General features: G+C 35.0%; 18 protein-coding genes and 1 other RNA gene. 4 read left to right on the top strand and 15 right to left on the bottom strand.

Annotation, left to right across the window (positions count from 1 at the left end):
• Positions 1-10: 10 nt before the first annotated feature.
• Positions 11-802, top strand: coding sequence for a hypothetical protein (locus tag ACTQ54_RS06535; RefSeq protein ID WP_441755331.1), 792 nt, complete (start codon positions 11-13; stop codon positions 800-802).
• Positions 803-851: 49 nt separating this feature from the next.
• On the opposite strand, the gene smpB is transcribed toward ACTQ54_RS06535, so the two are convergent.
• The 6 genes from smpB to ACTQ54_RS06505 form a co-directional block, all read right to left on the bottom strand.
• Positions 852-1310 (bottom strand): SsrA-binding protein SmpB, encoded by a 459-nt coding sequence (smpB, locus tag ACTQ54_RS06530; protein ID WP_441755330.1) that lies wholly within the window; start codon positions 1308-1310, stop codon positions 852-854.
• A 29-nt stretch (positions 1311-1339) separates the two neighbouring features.
• Positions 1340-3676, bottom strand: a complete 2337-nt coding sequence (rnr, locus tag ACTQ54_RS06525; RefSeq protein ID WP_441755329.1) for a ribonuclease R — start codon at positions 3674-3676, stop codon at positions 1340-1342.
• 131 nt (positions 3677-3807) lie between these two features.
• Complete coding sequence (gene secG, locus ACTQ54_RS06520; protein WP_441755328.1) at positions 3808-4044, bottom strand: preprotein translocase subunit SecG; 237 nt, start codon at positions 4042-4044, stop codon at positions 3808-3810.
• 92 nt (positions 4045-4136) lie between these two features.
• On the bottom strand, positions 4137-5258 hold the full coding sequence (gene mnmA, locus ACTQ54_RS06515; protein ID WP_441755327.1) for a tRNA 2-thiouridine(34) synthase MnmA: 1122 nt from the start codon (positions 5256-5258) through the stop codon (positions 4137-4139).
• A 33-nt stretch (positions 5259-5291) separates the two neighbouring features.
• The gene (locus ACTQ54_RS06510; RefSeq protein WP_441755326.1) at positions 5292-5630 is read right to left on the bottom strand and encodes a cysteine desulfurase; all 339 of its coding nucleotides are present in this window, start codon (positions 5628-5630) and stop codon (positions 5292-5294) included.
• 4 nt (positions 5631-5634) lie between these two features.
• Entirely contained in the window at positions 5635-6777 is a 1143-nt protein-coding gene (locus ACTQ54_RS06505; protein WP_441755325.1) for a cysteine desulfurase family protein, read from the bottom strand.
• A 366-nt stretch (positions 6778-7143) separates the two neighbouring features.
• Here ACTQ54_RS06505 and ACTQ54_RS06500 point away from each other — a divergent pair, with 366 nt between their 5' ends.
• The 3 genes from ACTQ54_RS06500 (at position 7144) to ACTQ54_RS06490 (ending at position 9021) form a co-directional block, all read left to right on the top strand.
• Entirely contained in the window at positions 7144-8412 is a 1269-nt protein-coding gene (locus tag ACTQ54_RS06500) for a replication-associated recombination protein A (protein WP_441755324.1), read from the top strand.
• 91 nt (positions 8413-8503) lie between these two features.
• Positions 8504-8693, top strand: a non-coding RNA gene (ssrS, locus tag ACTQ54_RS06495) — 6S RNA.
• Positions 8694-8754: 61 nt separating this feature from the next.
• Positions 8755-9021: a hypothetical protein gene (locus ACTQ54_RS06490; protein ID WP_441755323.1), complete on the top strand. Its 267-nt coding sequence runs from the start codon at positions 8755-8757 to the stop codon at positions 9019-9021.
• 59 nt (positions 9022-9080) lie between these two features.
• Here ACTQ54_RS06490 and pyrR read toward each other — a convergent pair whose 3' ends face one another.
• From pyrR to ACTQ54_RS06445, 9 genes are all read right to left on the bottom strand, one after another.
• Positions 9081-9623, bottom strand: coding sequence for a bifunctional pyr operon transcriptional regulator/uracil phosphoribosyltransferase PyrR (gene pyrR, locus ACTQ54_RS06485; RefSeq protein WP_441755322.1), 543 nt, complete (start codon positions 9621-9623; stop codon positions 9081-9083).
• 158 nt (positions 9624-9781) lie between these two features.
• Positions 9782-10966 carry an acetate kinase gene (locus tag ACTQ54_RS06480; protein WP_441755321.1) on the bottom strand — a complete coding sequence of 395 codons (1185 nt, stop codon included), beginning with the start codon at positions 10964-10966 and terminating at the stop codon, positions 9782-9784.
• 170 nt (positions 10967-11136) lie between these two features.
• On the bottom strand, positions 11137-11826 hold the full coding sequence (locus ACTQ54_RS06475) for a hypothetical protein (protein ID WP_441755320.1): 690 nt from the start codon (positions 11824-11826) through the stop codon (positions 11137-11139).
• A gap of 464 nt (positions 11827-12290) precedes the next feature.
• Positions 12291-12626: a hypothetical protein gene (locus tag ACTQ54_RS06470; RefSeq protein WP_441755319.1), complete on the bottom strand. Its 336-nt coding sequence runs from the start codon at positions 12624-12626 to the stop codon at positions 12291-12293.
• A gap of 389 nt (positions 12627-13015) precedes the next feature.
• Positions 13016-13789 carry a PHP domain-containing protein gene (locus ACTQ54_RS06465; protein ID WP_441755318.1) on the bottom strand — a complete coding sequence of 258 codons (774 nt, stop codon included), beginning with the start codon at positions 13787-13789 and terminating at the stop codon, positions 13016-13018.
• 133 nt (positions 13790-13922) lie between these two features.
• Positions 13923-15221, bottom strand: coding sequence for a phosphopyruvate hydratase (eno, locus tag ACTQ54_RS06460; RefSeq protein ID WP_441755317.1), 1299 nt, complete (start codon positions 15219-15221; stop codon positions 13923-13925).
• 100 nt (positions 15222-15321) lie between these two features.
• Positions 15322-16854 (bottom strand): 2,3-bisphosphoglycerate-independent phosphoglycerate mutase, encoded by a 1533-nt coding sequence (gene gpmI, locus ACTQ54_RS06455; RefSeq protein WP_441755316.1) that lies wholly within the window; start codon positions 16852-16854, stop codon positions 15322-15324.
• Positions 16854-17612 carry a triose-phosphate isomerase gene (gene tpiA / locus ACTQ54_RS06450; protein ID WP_441755315.1) on the bottom strand — a complete coding sequence of 253 codons (759 nt, stop codon included), beginning with the start codon at positions 17610-17612 and terminating at the stop codon, positions 16854-16856. Before tpiA ends, gpmI begins: the two co-directional genes overlap by 1 nt.
• Before the next feature lie 31 nt (positions 17613-17643).
• Entirely contained in the window at positions 17644-18834 is a 1191-nt protein-coding gene (locus ACTQ54_RS06445) for a phosphoglycerate kinase (RefSeq protein WP_441755314.1), read from the bottom strand.
• Positions 18835-18917: the final 83 nt, after the last annotated feature.

Genomic DNA, 18917 nt, shown 5'->3' with positions numbered 1-18917 from the left:
GAGTGAATGCGTGAAAAATAGAAGCAAACAAGCTAAGCTTGCCTATTCGATGCCAATCGTTCTTGTGTTTATGGTGATTAGTCAGTTGATCTACTGGGGGATTCTTAGGTTAAATTATACACAAAGTTCTCAAAATAAAGCTTATCAAAATTACTATTTAGCTCAAATCCATTATTTAATGCTGGATAATTTTTTAACAGTAGATACTGATTTGATTAGCGAAGATTTACAGCAAACAATCAGTTCACAAATTAATTTAATCCATCAAGAAATAGACGCTAATCATAGTGTCATCCAAGCATGGCCATTAAACTGCCAATTCGGTATTAAACAACTTGAGACCGAAGGTGATCACGAACGTTTTTGGTTGTATTATACTGAAGTCTTTGTGGATGAAATAGGATTAAATTATTGCTCTTCTATGGCTGACTTGCACTGTTTTGGTCAAATTATGCCTGACGCAAGCTATCAATACTTAAATCATCCGCAGTTAAATGAAGGTAAAACTGATTGGTTAGCAGCTTTTTATCTTATTCAAGATGATTTATTATCAAATGGTTATCGTTTGGCCAATCAACGCCAACGAAATCGTCAATTTGAATGGAAGCAACCTATTGTTGAAGGACAGCAATTTCATAGCGACTATATGAACATCCAGTTCGTCCCTTCTATTCAGCAGTTTGAATATCATGTTAATCGCTTTGATCATAGTTATCATACGCAATTTACACAAGAAATCCAAAGAGGAAAAGCTTTAATACGATATACTGGTTTTTTGTTTGAAAAAGAAAATATAGATTAAATAAAAATAACTCGTAAGCTGCTGTATACAGTCTTACGAGTTATTTGAACTAACGGCTTTTTAAAGCACGGTCGATATCTCTTTTTGCTTGCTGTTCTTTTAAAGTATGACGTTTATCATATTTTGTTTTACCACGCGCTAAGCCAATTAATATTTTTGCCCTACCACGGACAAGATAGACTTTTAGTGGTATAACCGTCATACTTGATTGCTTGGTCTCATTTTCCAATTTTGAAATTTCACTTTTGTGTAAAAGTAATTTACGATCACGTAGGGGATCATGATTAAAAATATTCCCTTGTTCATAAGGGCTAATATGAACATTTTTTAACCATGCTTCTCCCCCATATATTGATATGTAACCATCTTGAAGGGTTATTTTACCATTTCTAACAGACTTTATCTCAGTCCCTTTAAGAACTAAACCTGCTTCAAAAGTTTCGATAATTTCATAATCATACCGTGCTTTACGATTTTGTGCTAATGGTTTATCTTTTGTTTTATTCATAGTCTAATTTCACCTACAACTGCAATTATTTACTTTCTCTTTCTCGTTTTCGATTGATTCTGCCTTTTGCTTGAACGATTAGATTGTTTGCTACTTTTTCGTGCTTGACGACGCATATTATTTTTATTTCGATCTTTATCTTTTTTGTTTTTTGTTATTTGCTTTTGACGGTTTAATTGTTTTAAATCAAAATCTTCTATCGGTGTAGCATCAATTAAATTAAAATCAATTTCTTTTTCAGCTACATCAACACTTTCTACTTCAATGGTGACTGATTGTCCAATACGATAGATTTTATTTGTTTTTTCACCAATTAAAATCATATGATCTTGGTTAAATTGATAAAAGTCATCCGTTAATTTACGTAACGTAATTAATCCTTCTACCGTATTGTGTAATTGAACAAAAATACCAAAGGAAGTGACAGATGAAATAATTCCTTCAAATTGTTGCCCAACTTTATCCACCATATATTCAGCTTTCTTCAAAGCATCGGTCTCTCGTTCTGCATCCACTGAACGACGTTCCATTTTCGATGAATGTTCAGCAATTTCAGGCAGAATGCCTTCCCAGCGTGCTTGTTCTTTATTAGATAATTTACGTTCTAAGTCTAAGTGAATGATACGATGCACAATTAAATCCGGATAACGTCTGATTGGCGAAGTAAAGTGCGTATAATCTTCCGCAGCTAAACCATAATGCCCTGAAGGTTCTTCACTATACTTGGCCTGTTTCATACTACGCAACATTAAAGTAGAAACAGCTTGATAATATGGATGTTCCTTTAAATCATCCAAAGCTTCTTGTAGTTGCTTAGGTCGAATGGTTTCAACGTTGCCTCTTAAGATGACACCAAATGATGTAAGAAACTCAGCAAATTTTTGCATCCGATCTTCATCAGGTTGTTCATGAATACGGTAGATAAAAGGAATTTGCTTTTGTGTATAATGCTCAGCAATTGTCTCATTAGCTGCTAGCATAAATGATTCAATTAAGCGTTCCCCTTGGAATCTTTCACGCAATTCAATATCAATCGGATGACCATTTTCATCAACAATAATTTTAGCTTCAGGTGCATCAAAGTTTAAAGCCCCTCTTTGATGGCGCATTTTTTCTAAAATTAAATGTAAATTCAACATATCATCTAACATTGGAACAATTTCTTTAAATTCTTCTCTTAATGCTTCGTCCCCATCATAAATCGCATTAACATCGGTATAGGTCATACGGTATGATGAATTAATGACACTTAAGAAAATATCATAATTAACAACTTTCCCTTTACCATCTATTTCCATTTCACAAGATACAGCTAGTCGATCTTCATTTGCGTGTAAAGAACAAATCCCATTCGATAATCGTTGTGGCAACATTGGTACAACACGGTCTGTTAAGTAAACTGATGTCCCTCTTTCAAAAGCTTCTTGATCTATAGGACTATTTTCTTTTACATAGTAGGACACATCCGCGATATGAACCCCTAATAAATAATTCCCATTCTCAAGACGTTTTAAAGATATCGCGTCATCTAAGTCTTTAGCATCCGCTCCGTCAATGGTGATAATCAATTCATCACGCAAGTCCCGGCGACGACTAGCCTCTTCTTGATCAATCACTTGTGGAATTTGTTCCGCTTCTTCTATGATCGCTTCTGGAAATTCTGACGGAATGCCAAACTGATAAAGAATAGCAAGAATATCCACACCAGGTGCATCCTTATGACCAATTTCCTTAACAACAACACCTTCTAAATGGTTGGGTTCATCAGCTTGTGGATACTCTGTTATTTCTACCAAACAAATCGTTTGATCGGCTGGATGAATGCCATCTTCTTTAATAAAGACCGTTACTAAATCACTGTAATCACCTTGAGGTTTCAACGACCCTAAATAGCCCGTTGACTCCCTTAAAATCTGGTTAAACGAAGTAAATACTCCTACCAAAGTTGTTGCCGAACGTTCAACGATATGTACCACTTCTGCTTCTGAACCTTTTCCTGTAGACGGATCAACTGCTTTAGTCACCAAAACTTCAACCGTATCACCATTCATAGCCACACCTGATTTTCCAGGGGGTACAAATAAATCAGGTTGTTCAGGAGCATAATCAATAAAACCAAAGCCGCGGTCATTGGCACGATAAGTTCCTACAATAAGTTTTTCTTGATTTAAAGATTGAAAACGACCACGATGATCGACTTCAACTTCATTCACACGTTCTAAAAAAGCCAAGGCTTTAATTAATTTCTTATAATTTTTACTGCCAGAATAATTTAATTGATGTGCGATTTCGTCTGGTTTATATGCTCGTTCGTTATTTTCTTTTAAAAATGCCAGTACTTTTTTTTCTAAACTTGTTAGGCTCATAATTGCCCACCTTTCGTACTAAGTATAAATACCTTATATTCACTATATCATTATATTCATCGAAATAGTATTGAAAACAATTATGAGCACTAAAATAAAAAGCCTCTGATTATTTAATCAGAAGCTTCCTCTTATTTACCTGCTAAATAAGTGATTGCAAGTGCTAAAACAAAAAATAAAACACCTAAAACAGTCGTTGCTCTAAGTAGAAAAGCCTCAAATCCTCTGGCTTTAACCCTTGCTTGAGGTTCGTCAGCGTTTCCTCCTGTTAAACTACTTGCTGCATTACTTTTTGAAGGTTGCATTACTACTAAAATAATTAATAAGATTGAAACAACAATTAATGCTACTACCAATGCATTATACAAATTAATATCCCCCTATTTAAAATAGTCCGTATGTAATATTAGCATAAATAAGTTGAAATTGCGAGATAGTTTCAGCAAAATATGGATATTTATTAAACGTATTGTCGCATTTCATCCGCAACATAAGCAGCATCAATAATTCCGCCACCTAAACACTCTTCTTCGTCATAAAATACAACAGCTTGTCCAGGTGTAATAGCTCTAACAGGCTCATCAAAGTAAACTTTAGCAGTAGTTCGATTATCGTCTAATACAACCTTTACTTTCACATCGTCTTGACGGTAACGGAATTTAGCCGTACATTCAAAACTATTTGGTAAATCAGCTGTAGTAAATTGGATATTAGATGCATCGAGTGAATCTGCATAAAGTTCTGGATGGTGATAGCCTTGACCAACATATAAAGTTTGTGTCGCTAAATCTTTCCCAATCACAAACCATGGATCATTGCTTTCACCACCGCCACCAATACCTAAACCATGACGTTGGCCGATTGTATAATACATTAAACCAGCATGTGTCCCTTTCACTTCACCGTCACGTGTCATCATTTGACCACTACGGTTTGGTAAATAGTTGGATAAGAAAGTATTAAAATCTTTTTCACCAATAAAACAAATACCGGTAGAATCTTTTTTTGTAGCTGTCGCTAAATTATTATCTAAGGCAATTTGTCTTACTTCTTTTTTGTTTAAATGACCTAGGGGAAACATCGCTTTTTGAAGTTGTTCTTGTGATAATTGACTTAAGAAATAGGTTTGATCTTTATTGCTATCAACTCCACGCAATAAGTGCACAACACCATTTTCGTCACGTTCTAGACGAGCATAATGTCCCATTGCCACATAATCTGCACCTAGACCCATCGCATAATCAAGAAAGGCTTTAAATTTGATTTCTTTATTACACATAACATCTGGATTAGGTGTGCGACCATTACGATATTCTTCTAAGAAATATTCAAACACACGGTCCCAATATTCCTTTTCAAAATTAACTGAATAATAAGGAATCCCAATTTGATCCGCTACTTTAGCCACATCTTCATAGTCCTCAGTTGCAGTACAATAGCCTCTTTCGTCTGTATCATCCCAATTTTTCATGAACAACCCAATAACATCGTAACCTTGTTGCTTTAATAATAATGCTGCAACAGATGAGTCAACCCCACCACTCATACCAATAATGACACGTGTTTTACTATTATCAGTCATCAATTTTCTCCTTTCTTAAATAATATTCTAAAATTACTCTACTTCAATAAATACATCTCTATCAACAAAGCCATCAAAAATAAAGTTGATCTTCTCTACAACCATATCATTGTTAGCTAATTTCATAACATCCACACTTTGTAAACCTTTAGTATTAACCGTTGAAATTTTAAGTTGTGTCAAATCACTGTTTATAGTAACTTTTAAAACTAAGCCATTGCGGTGTTCCACATCCAATGGACGTTTATATTGGAAATTGCCACCTCTTGTATCTTCAAAACCATTATCACGCAGCGTATACGGACGACATTCCGGATTAATCTTAAATGAACGATTAAACCCTTTAAGTGTTGCTACATTACTAAATGCCATTTGTTTAGCTCCTTTCATTCATTAATTTTATTTGTTTTATTAAATAATCTATCTCTTCAATCTGGGTTTGTCTACCAAATGAAATACGGATACTCTCTTGCCAACGTTGAGCTTCCTTGGGATAATAAGCTTTTAAAATCAAACTATCTTCAAGTGAACCAGCTGAACAAGCACTTCCTGCTGATATATATATTTCAGCCAAATCCATCTGAATCAAAAATTGACTAGAAGATAGACCTGGAAACCATAGATTAACAATATGTTTTGAATGATGTTCACCATCACCATTTAGTTTATATTCGATATTATTTATGTCAAGTTGTTCAATTAAATACTGAAATAAATGATTGAAATGTCCTTCTTCATCAAAGCTTTCATTTAAGATTAATTCTAAAGCTTTTGCCATACCAAGAATATAGGGTGTATTTTCTGTCCCAGCTCGTTTACTAAATTCTTGTGAGCCTCCATGAATCAATGCTTCTAACATCATTTCAGTATCCCAAGGTTGATAAATTAAAAAACCTATCCCTTTTGGCCCATTAAATTTATGAGCAGAAGCTGAAAAAGACGTCACATATGGAATAATTTCTTTAACCGTTCCATTCATCGCTTGAACGCCATCAACGTGGAACCACAAGTTATTTACTTTGGCTCGCTGTCCTAATTCTTTGACAGGTAAAATAGAGCCGACCTCGTTATTAACCGCCATTGCTACCCAACCAATAGTTTGTGGTGTTGTAGCTACATCAAAAGCTTCAACTGTAATTTGATGATTGTCATCTGGATGGATCCAGCTAATTTCAAATCCTTCACTTTCCAAAGACAACAAACTTTCACGGACGGAAGGATGCTCAATCGCAGTCGCAACAATATGATTACCTTTACCTAGCTTTTTGGCTAGGCGAGCTTGATGCACTAATGCCCAATTATTGGCTTCCGTTGCCCCACTTGTAAAATACAAATGATTCGAATTAACAGCTAACAGTTCTGCCATCTTCTCTCGCGCCGTATTAATCTTTCTTTTTGCTTGTTTACCAATTCGATAAATACTGGATGGATTTCCATAATCCGACACTAGAGCTTCCGTTATTGTCTCAACAACTTCAGGGTGAATAGGCGTTGTCGCTGCATGATCCAAGTATATCATATGTCTTCCTCCTTTACAGTATACTTACAACCTTATCATTATAACATTCATTTGATTGAAAATAAACCTTTATTTTAAGTAAATATCTATGCGATTCTTAATCTGACGAATAGACACCGGCGTTTTGTCTGATTGACCAGAGATTAGACGAATAGACACCAGTATTTCATCAGATCAACAATGAATCGGACAAATAAACACCATTGGTTCGTCTGATTGATATCTAAATCCAATGTGTTAAATATTATGCCATAGTCCAAGATGAATTCACAGACAAAGCCGACAAGTTTAAGTCAATTATCGAACACGAACAAACGTTCTGTGATATAATACAAACACTGAGAGAGTGACAAGGAGTGAAAATAAATGCAACAACCACTAGCCTATAGAATGAGACCTAAAAGTATTGATGAAGTTTTAGGTCAAACCCATTTGGTTAGCCCAGGTAAAATAATCCATCGCATGGTTTCTGCTAATCGATTATCTTCCATGATATTATATGGCCCCCCTGGAACGGGTAAAACGAGTATTGCCAGTGCTATTGCTGGAAGTACAAAATATGCCTTCAGAATTTTAAATGCGGCCACTGACAGCAAGAAAGATCTTGAAATAGTTGTTGAAGAAGGTAAAATGTCCGGGACTGTTATCTTACTCTTAGATGAGATTCATAGACTCAATAAAGTTAAACAGGATTATTTATTACCTCATCTTGAAAACGGCCGAGTAATTTTAATTGGTGCTACAACTGAGAATCCCTATATCGCCATCAGCCCCGCTATTCGTAGTCGATTACAAATATTTGAAGTTAAACCTCTAGCGGTTGATGATATTGTCCTAGGCTTAGAGCGTGCTATAAGCGATAAAGAAAGAGGTCTTGGAAAGTATTCTATTGTCATAGAAGATAGTGTGCTAAAACATTTTGCGCAAGTGACTAACGGTGATATTCGTACAGCACTCAATTCACTTGAACTTGCGGTCTTATCCACGCAAGAAAATGAAAATGGTGACATTGTTATAACAAAAGAAATTGCAGAAGAATGCCTACAGCGCAAACAATTATCTCATGATAAAGACGGCGATGCTCATTATGATGTAATTTCAGCCTTTCAAAAATCAATTCGCGGAAGTGATGTCGATGCAGCCCTACATTACCTAGCCATTTTAATGGAAGCAGGCGAACTCATTATTGCATGCAGACGCCTTCTAGTCATTGCCTATGAAGATATTGGTCTTGGAAATCCTGGTGCGACCGAAAGAACAGTTGCTGCCGTTATTGCAGCAGAAAAACTAGGTTTACCTGAAGCAAGAATTCCTTTAGCCTATGCTGTGACCGAACTGGCATTAAGTCCTAAGTCGAATACTTCTGTTCGTGGCATCGATAGCGCTATTGCTGACTTACAAAAGGGTAATGTTGGACAAGTACCAGATCATTTGCGAGATGCTCATTATTCAGGAGCAAGCAAGTTAGGTCGAGGTGTCGAATATTTATATCCACACGACTATCCAAATCATTGGGTAAAACAGCAGTATTTACCAGATAACTTAAAAAACCAACAATATTTCAAGGCGGAACCAACAGGTAAATACGAGAAAGCATTGGCCGATTATTACCAACAATTAAAGTCACAAAAATAAACTTTTATAACAAAGATATTGATTTTTTTATGCATACGATTACAATTCACTTGCTAAAACTACAGATAGTGTTATAATTTAAATAGATACAAGATGTCTGAGATGTGCGTTGTGTTTACATTGTGTGGACCGATCATTTATTTTTACCTTGGGATCCTGTCAGATAATAATGATGACATGCCTTATCACTTGGAAGTCAGGAATTATGTTTGTGGAGCCCACCTGCATATACATGCGGGTTCAAAACATGTAAGCATAGAGACGGCATCACCGGATATTTTGTAGAGACTGGCCTGTGCCAGTCTTTTTTTATCAATTAATTTAGTTATTTAAGGAGCCGTCATGCTAGATATATTATTTTTTGCTTTTCCCTCTATGATGATGATAATCGCCTTATATCTTTTCATTTATCGTCATTCCTTAGTAAAATTATTAAAAATCGACAAACCAACTTTGATCAATGCATTTAGCATTAGTTATTTACTCATGTCTATCTTAGGTTTTGTTCTAGTTCTTAACCAATTAGACTTTTGGGTCATTGTTTGGATTGTTGTCTCACTTATTTTAACAACCCTCATGTTATTTTCTTTTTATGCTTTACTAAAATAAAATTGTAGAACCAAATAAGCCAGAAAGTTCATTGTGAACTCTCTGGCTATTTTATCTGTTTAAGAAGCATTTACAATCATCACTTGATCAATACCATCGACTTCCGTTAAGCGAACTTTAATCTGTTCACTTTTCGAAGTCGGTACATTTTTTCCAACAAAATCAGCCCGAATCGGCAACTCCCGGTGACCTCTATCGACCAAGATAGCCAATTGAATATAGTTTGGTCGACCTGTCTCTAAAATGGCATCTAAAGCTGCTCTTACCGTTCGACCTGTATACAGAACATCATCAACAATAATGACCGTTTTACCTTCTAAAGACTGCCCAAATACTGGTTGAATAACTTCAGGATCACCTGATTGCGAAACGAAGCTCAAATCATCCCGATACAAAGTAATATCTAAGGCCTCAATCGCTACTTCACTCGCTTCAATTTCACTAATTTTCATCGCTAAACGTTGCGCAAGAAATTCACCCCTTGTTTTGACACCCACAAGAATTAAATCATCCGTCGTTTTATTGCGTTCAATAATTTCATGTGCAATCCGTTTCAGCGTCCGATCGATTGCCTTCCCATCCAGTAATTCTCGTTCTACCATAATCACTCGCTCACTTTCATGACTAATCTACCATTACGATAGCCTATTCTCCTATCTTTCGTCAACAAAAATAAATATCTCTGCAATAAAAAAACCATATGAAGCTTGTCGACAAGACAAAACCTCATACGGTTTAAGTACAGATATTTATTTAACAATTATTTTAAACGTTCTACTTCACGTGCGATTTCCATTTCCTCATCGGTTGGAATGTTAATAACTGCAACTTTCGCATCATCTGATGAAACAATTGCTTCTTTACGTGTATTATTACGTTCTGCGTCGATATCACAACCAAATGCTGTAATACCATTAATAATCTTAGCACGTGTTGACGCAGAGTTTTCTCCAATACCAGCTGTGAATACAATCGCATCCACACCATTCATTACCGCAACATATTGACCGATATATTTCTGAACGCGGTTAACAAAAATGTCTAAAGCTAATTGAGCTCTTTCATTTCCTTCTGCAGCAGCTGATTCAACGTCACGCATATCAGATGAAACGCCAGAAACACCTAAGAGTCCAGATTTTTTGTTTAAAATATTAACCATTTCATTTACATCAGTGATATTTAATTTGTCCATTAAGAATGGTAGTAGAGATGCATCAATGTCACCTGTACGTGTCCCCATGGTTACACCTGCTAAAGGTGTAAAGCCCATTGAAGTATCAACAGATTGTCCATTTTCTACTGCTGTAATTGAAGCACCATTTCCTAAGTGGCATGTAATGATTTTTAATTCTTCGTATGGTTTACCAAGAATTTCTGCCGCACGACGGCTGACATAGGCATGACTTGTTCCATGTGCACCATATTTTCTTGCTTGGAAATCTTCATAGTATTCGTAAGGTAAACTATAAATGTAGTTAACCGCAGGCATAGTTGTATGGAAAGATGTATCAAAAATAGCAGCCATTGATGCATGTGGTAAACGTTCTTTAAATGCACGCATAACAACAGCTTCTGCTGGGTTATGTAATGGTGCAAATTCTCCTAAATCTGCTACTTGTTGAATGACTTCATCTGTCACGACTGCAGATTCTTTAAATAACTCTCCACCAGCAACAACTCGGTGACCAACACCCGTAATTTCTTCTAGTGAGTCTACTACCTGATGCTCCGCTAATTGGTCAAATAATATTTTAACAGCTAAATCGTGATCAGGGATATCTTGAGAAATTTCAACTTCTTTGTCCCCAAATTCTAAACTGAACACAGAATTATTTAAGCCAATTCTTTCGATTAAACCTTTTGCTAAAACAACTTCTTCAGGCATCTCAATAATTTGGAATTTTAAACTTGAGCTACCTGCATTAATTGCCATTGTTTTTGACATCTAACATTCTCCTTAAAAATAGTTTATACCTGATTATAACATGAATCCATATTCAATAGCATAATGATTTTAAAATATTGTATTGTTGAAAAATTGTCATATAAACAAATATAAATAAATTTATTAAAAAAGTATGACTCTTAATAGCTAAAAAGCTGTAGTAAGAGTCATTACTTTTCATGTGTTATGATTATTTTTGTTGATTTTTTTATTCTTGCCACTAATAATAAGTAGGACGGCACCGCTAATTTAATCACAGTAAGCGTTGGATAAGTTGCACCATATTCTTTACCTTCTACTCGGTCTAGTATATTACCTTCATCATCGTAAAAGATAGCATATGGTTGAATTGTATAATCGATTGGTGTAATACGATCTGCGAAACTAAATGAGTAAGGAATAAGAATTCTACTAATACTTTGTAGATCATCAAAATATAATCGAATAATGGTTTCACCATTTTCAGCACGTCGTGGCTCAACGCGATTAATTAAACCTTGACCAGGGGGAATACTAAAGAAATCTAAATAAGCACTTCTTGTCAGAGGCAATGTGTCTACTTGATAGCTTGCAGGTACATGAACATCCATATAGAATCCTTGTAAATTTCCTAAAATAGGTGTTCCATTGATGAAAATATGCGATGTAATGATTTCAGTTGGATTAAAAAATGTTTTAGTTGATGGAATAAAAGAAACATATTCTGCTTTTATTTCCGCTTGCGTGATAGATATCGTTGCTTCACTTACAGTTTCTATACTAATAGGAGTATCTATTGAAATCATTTCAGGCTCACTATTTGCATCATTAAATGATAAAGTAGTAGTCATCACACCATCAAAAGAATCTTTTGCTAACAAAAACAACGATTTTATAACGTGTCTGAATTGAGAACTTCTTTAGAGAATTCAAACTTTGTAGTTTGATTATCAAGCATCCATTCTGTGTTTAGATCACTTGCAAGCAAGCCTTCTGGTGTGAGGGATGTGATTGAAATAGAATCCCATGCAACTAATCCTGAACCATTTCCAGTCCCATTTTTATCAAATTAAATTTGAAAATCCACTTCAATATCACTTGCTTCTTCATCATCTTGATTAGCATCTAAATAATTTACATGTGCATTCACTAGCGGGCGACGTGTGACAAATTGGTAATCTAATGCATTCGTTTGTGTAATTATGTTTTCTTGATAAATTAATTGAGCTTGTACAGTTAATATTTCATTATTGCGCTTACTGTCATCATCTAACGTTTTTAAATGTAAATCTCGGTATGCAATATCTCCATCCTTTAAGCTGCCTAATGAAAGGTCAATCTGATATTATTGCGTTTCTTCATTAGAGTTAATTTCAGCTAAAATATCTAAATCTGGAAAGTAATCGTCAATGTTTGCTTGTAATAAAATTGAATGTTGAGTAATTAAAAAGCGTAGCTTAGCTCCTTCTAGTGATTCTCCAAAATGTTCAATTTTTATTGGAATAACGATATCACTACTCGTACGTAAATTAGTATGTGTTGGTTGATCAAAGAGTATAGTCCTCTCAGTGACTTCACTTTCAGATTCTATACACTCTAATAAAGCGTTCTCATTTGTACAGATTGAATAGGTCGTTAAAAACGAATTGAAAAACAAACCAATGACTAACAACAAAAACATTAAATATCTATATTCATTATATATTTTATTGAATATATTTTATTTTTTTCTTTTATATTATTGCTAGTCATTTCTTGAGCATCAAACACTTTATTGAGATGTATATTTTTACATTAAAACTATATACTTCTCATGTTTAATATCATTCAATTCCCTTTTTTACAATATTTTATAAAATAAAACTAGCATATTTTATTATTAAATCAACGACTTGTTGATGAAATATTATTTATTTTTTTAGATATTTCTGTTTTTGTTTTTTAATTTTTTATTTTAGAAATGCAAAAAAGCCTAAATTTTTTAACTCTAGAATTCAGGCTTCTTTTTATATGAATTTACGAATAAATTTATGCTCATTTATTCCAATTGATAATATATGTTAAATTTTATTATTTTGGTAGGTCAACCATAATTGCTTTTTGTTTTTGGTAGACTACCAGTTGATCTACGCCTCTTTTTCTTAACATGCTAAATGCTTTATCAAATTCAAAACGATAATCGGAAGCAACATGGGCATCAGAACTTACCGTAAATAATTCTCCACCAACACTTTGATATAAATCGATGACGTATTCATATAAATGTGCATCATGGTAGCGATACATACTACGCGTGTTCAGTTCAAGGGCTTGTTGGCGTTCAATAATAATAGCGAAAATATCCTTAAGAATTGATTCGAAGGGTCTTAGATGATCGACTTCTACCGGATCATAACCTCTTAGCCCAAAATCAAAATGAGCTAGTACATTAGCAAATTCAGCAAACTGAATCCCTTCAAGCATTAGTGAAAAGTATTCTTCTAAATGAGTTTCAATTGGTTTTGTATCATGATTTAATGTCATAAAACCGTGCTTTCCATTTTGGTGGATGCTTAATAAAATAATATCAAAGTTTTTATCACTTAAATAGTTTAAAATTTCTTGCTTATCATTTCGAGTATAACCCACTTCGATTCCTTTAAGAATTCGGTTATTGTATCGTTGATTCAATTGATCAATATGCTTGCTATAATTAGCATAATCAAGAACTACTTGACTATTGGCATAGTAGTCTAAATGTTCAGTGGTGACCAGATAAATATCGGTTAAACGTAAATAATTTTCAAATTCTTCTGTCGAGTCAGGCGAAAAAAATGTGTGTAAATGTTGATCGTAATACTCCATGTTAGCTCCTTATTGAATGATTGTTTTAATTTCAGTATATCAAATCATTGTAAAGCAACTATGTTATCTATGTAAATTAAATGTAAAAACTCCCGCAAATTTTTATTTGCGGGAGTTGTTTAAATCAGAATTATTAATCTTCCAAATTGTAGAATACTTTAACACCATCATAACGAGCTGATTCTGCTAATTCATCTTCAATTCTTAATAATTGATTGTATTTAGCGATACGGTCAGTTCTTGAAAGTGATCCTGTTTTGATTTGACCAGCATTTGTTGCAACAGCAATGTCAGCAATTGTTGCATCTTCTGTTTCACCTGAACGGTGAGAAATAACAGCAGTGTAACCAGCTTTTTTAGCCATTTCAATTGCATCAAATGTTTCTGTTAATGTACCAATTTGGTTCACTTTAATTAGAATAGAGTTACTTACTTTTTCGTTAATACCACGTTCTAAGATTTCAGTGTTTGTAACGAATAAGTCGTCACCAACTAATTGTACACGTTCACCTAAACGTTCAGTAAGTAATTTCCATCCATCCCAGTCGTTTTCATCCATACCATCTTCAATTGAGATAATTGGATATTTATTAACTAATTCTTCTAAGTAGTCTACTTGTTCTTCAGCAGTACGTTTTGCACCATTTTCTCCTTCGAATTTAGCGTAGTTATAAACGCCATCTTCGTAGAATTCTGAAGCAGCACAGTCAAATGCAATAAATACATCTTTCCCTGGCTCTAAACCAACTGATTTGATAGCTTCTAAGATTGTTTCTACACCGTCTTCAGTTCCTTCAAAACGAGGAGCAAAACCACCTTCGTCACCTACTGAAGTTTCTAATCCACGACCTTTTAAGATGTCTTTTAATGCGTGGAAGATTTCAGCACCCCAACGTAAAGCTTCTTTGAAAGTAGGAGCTCCTGTTGGCATAATCATGAATTCTTGGAATGCGATTGGTGCATCAGAGTGAGAACCACCGTTAACGATATTCATCATTGGTGTAGGTAATAATTTAGTATTCACTCCACCTAAATATCTGTATAAAGGAATTCCTAAGTAATCAGCAGCTGCATGTGCAACAGCAATAGATACTGCTAAAATAGCATTAGCACCTAATTTACCTTTATTTGGTGTACCATCCAATTCAATCATTGTTTGGTCTATTAGTTGCTGCTCTAAAACACTATATCCTAATAAAGTTTCAGCAATAATATTATTAACATTGTCAACAGCTTTAGTAGTTCCTTTACCTAAATAACGGCTTTTATCACCATCACGTAATTCAACTGCTTCGTGTTCTCCTGTTGAAGCACCTGAAGGAACCATTCCACGTCCTCTAGCTCCACTATCTGTTTCAACTTCTACTTCAATGGTAGGATTACCACGTGAGTCAAGGACTTCTCTAGCGTATACATCTGTAATATATGGCATTTATTTCTCTCCTTAATATTATTGTTAACTTAGCAGCATTTTCGCTATAGCTAACCTATTCTTATTCTATTCATTATTCAATCAAAATGCAAAGTTTTTTTTACTTTTCAATCAAACTTTCACCTGTCATATCTTCAGGTTTTTCAATATTTAACAAATCGAGCATGGTAGGTGCTAAATCGGCTAATCGTCCACCACTTCTAACAGTAATATCTTTTTTCGTTACAATAACTGGAACTGGATTTGTTGTGTGTGCCGTCATCGGTTTACCTTCAAGGGTTGTCACTTCATCTGAATTTCCATGATCAGCTGTAATAATGGCAGCTCCACCTTCAGATAAAATTAAGTCAACGATTTCACCTAAACACTCATCAACGGCTTCAATTGCTTTTACAGTTGGTTCTAACATCCCGCTATGACCAACCATATCAGGGTTAGCAAAGTTTAGAATAATCGCATCGATGCGATCTTCGTTAATCGTTTTAACTAAGGCATCTTTTACCTCATAGGCAGACATTTCAGGTTTCAAATCATAAGTGGCTACTTTTGGTGAAGGAATTAAGATGCGTTCTTCACCATCAAATGTTTCATGGCGACCACCACTCATAAAGAATGTCACATGCGGAAACTTCTCAGTTTCAGCTATACGCAACTGTGTTTTATCCGCTTTAGCTAATACTTCACCGATTGTATTCGTTAAATCGACTTTTTTAAAGGCTATTTTAGAAATAACTTCTGCACTATACTCTGTAAAAGTGACGAAGTCTAAATCTTTAGGAGCATCAGTACCTACATCAAAACCATCAAATCCAGGATTAGATAAAGCTGTACTTAATTGGATCGCACGGTCCGGTCTGAAATTAAAGAAGATGACAGAATCATTGTCTTCAATTTTTACTGGATGCTCATTTTCATTTTCGATAACGAAAGGAATTACGAATTCATCATTTACTCCGTTAGCATAAGACGCTTCTACTCCTTCAACAGCAGAGGTAGCTGTCGGCGCTTGACCTTTAACCACTGCATTATAGGCCAATTCTACACGGTCCCAGCGTTTGTCACGGTCCATTGCATAATATCGTCCAGAAATAGATGCAATGCGTCCTACACCAATTTCTTTAATTTTTTCTTCGGTGTCTTTAACCAAATCTACTGCTGATTGAGGTGGAACATCTCGTCCATCTAGGAAACCATGAACATAAACTTTTTCCAAGCCTTTATTTTTTGCTAATTGCAATAAGGCAAATAAGTGTTCGTAATGCGAGTGAACCCCACCATCAGATAATAATCCCATTAAATGCAGTGCTTTATCGTTTTCAATTGCGTGATCAATCGCTTCATTTAATTCAGGAATTTCAAAAAAGCTTTTATCTCGAATCGCTAGATTAATTCTGGTTAATGATTGGTAGACAATACGTCCTGCACCGATATTCATATGACCAACTTCTGAGTTACCCATTTGACCATCTGGTAAACCAACATCTTCTCCCGAAGCTTTTAATTGATTGTGTGGAAATTCATTCCAATAACGATCAAAATTAGGTTTTTTTGCGGCTTTTACTGCATTTCCTTTTACTTCATCTCGAATAGCAAAGCCATCTAAAATGATTAATGCAACAGGTGCTTTAGTCATTATTTAACAGCCTCCAATAAAGCCAAGAATGAATCAACTTCAAGACTTGCTCCACCAACTAATGCGCCATCGATGTGTTCTTGCGACATATATTCAGCGATATTTGCTGGTTTAACTGAACCACCATATTGAATTCTTACAGCTTCTGCAGCTGCTGGTGAACTCAATTCACTAATCGTTTGACGAATAACACCACATGTTTCATTAGCATCTTCAGCTGAAGAGGATTTACCTGTTCCGATTGCCCAAATTGGTTCATAAGCGATGACTAATGATTCAATTTGACCTTCAGTTAGGTCTTTTAAGGCAGCTTTTATTTGACCAGAAACAAACTCATCCGTTTCACCTGCTTCACGTTGTTCCAATGTTTCACCAACACATATGATTGGAATCATTCCATTACGGAAAATAGCATGTGCTTTTTTGTTAATATCTTCATCTGTTTCACCGAAATATTCACGGCGTTCAGAGTGTCCGATAATGACATAATCAACACCTAAATCAGCAAGTGCTTTAGGACTAACTTCTCCTGTAAAAGCACCTTCTTCTTCAAAATAGCAATTTTGAGCTGCTAATTTAACATCGGATCCTTCAAGTTCATTTTTCAATGACTCTAAAAATAAAGCTGGTGAACCAATCACTGAATCAACTAAATCATTAGTTGGAATTTTATCTTTTACTGCTTCTGCAAAAGAACGTGCTTCAGTGTGATTTTTATTCATTTTCCAGTTTCCAGCAATAATCGGTTTTCGTGACATACGTCAATTCCTCCTTAATCTAATACAATAACTATTTATCAGCAATAATTTCTACGCCTGGTAATGCTTCTCCTTCAAGATAAGTTAATGAAGCGCCACCGCCTGTTGAAATATGTGTGAATTTATCTTCAAATCCTAACTGAGCAACAGCAGCTGCTGAATCTCCACCACCAACAATAGTAGTTGCATCATCCAACTTAGCAATTGCTTCACATACTCCAATTGTACCTTGAGCAAAGTTTTCGAATTCGAATACGCCCATTGGTCCATTCCAAACAACAGTTTTTGCATCTTTTAACACATCTGCAAATAATTCAACTGATTTTGGTCCGCAATCTAAACCTTGCCAATCACTTGGTATTTCATCAACTGAAACAACTTTGCGATTCGCATCGTTTGAGAAGTCATCAGCAATAACAATATCAACTGGTAATACAATTTTATCGCCAGCGCGATCTAATAGATCTTTTGCTAATTCAACACGGTCTTCTTCAAATAAAGATAGACCAATTTCTTTTCCTTGAGCTTTTAAGAAAGTATATGCCATACCTCCACCGATAATAACTTTATCAGCTTTAGTTAATAAGTTTTCAATTACTTTAATTTTATCTGAAACCTTAGCACCACCTAAAATCGCCACAAAAGGACGCTCTGGATTATCAACGGCTTCACCTAAGAATTTCAGTTCTTTTTCAACTAAAAATCCAGCTGCTGAATCTAGATGAGATGCAATACCCACATTCGATGCATGCGCACGGTGTGCAGTACCAAAAGCATCATTAACAAATAAATCACCTAAAGATGCCCAATATTTTCCTAACTCTTCATCATTACCAGATTCTTTTTTACCATCGATATCTTCGTAACGAGTATTTTCTACTAACAATACATCGCCTTCGTTTAATGCCGCAATAGCTGATTCAAGCTCTTCTCCACGTGTAGCTCTTGAAAAAGCAACGCCTTGTCCTAATAATTCACTTAAACGGACACCAGCAGCTGTTAAACTGTTATCGGCTTTATCTTCATCATTTTTAATTTTTCCTAAATGTGAGAATAAAACAACTTTAGCTTTTTGATCAATTAGGTATTTGATTGTTTCTAAAGCAGCCACAATACGATTGTCATCGGTAATCGCTCTATCATTCATTGGAACGTTAAAATCAACACGTACTAAAACTGTTTTACCTGCAACATCTAGATCGGTTACGATTTTTTTTGTCATAATTTTTCTCCTTTACGTATTAACATTATAAAATAAGGCGGGAGGCGTCATGCCTCCCGCCAATTTGGATAGACGCTTAAAAA

It is taken from the genome of Fundicoccus sp. Sow4_H7, assembly GCF_052115865.1.
Classification (GTDB): Bacteria; Bacillota; Bacilli; order Lactobacillales; family Aerococcaceae; genus Fundicoccus_A.
The sequence above is the reverse complement of the archived record's forward strand: the minus strand, read 5'-3'. Positions and strand labels throughout refer to the sequence as shown.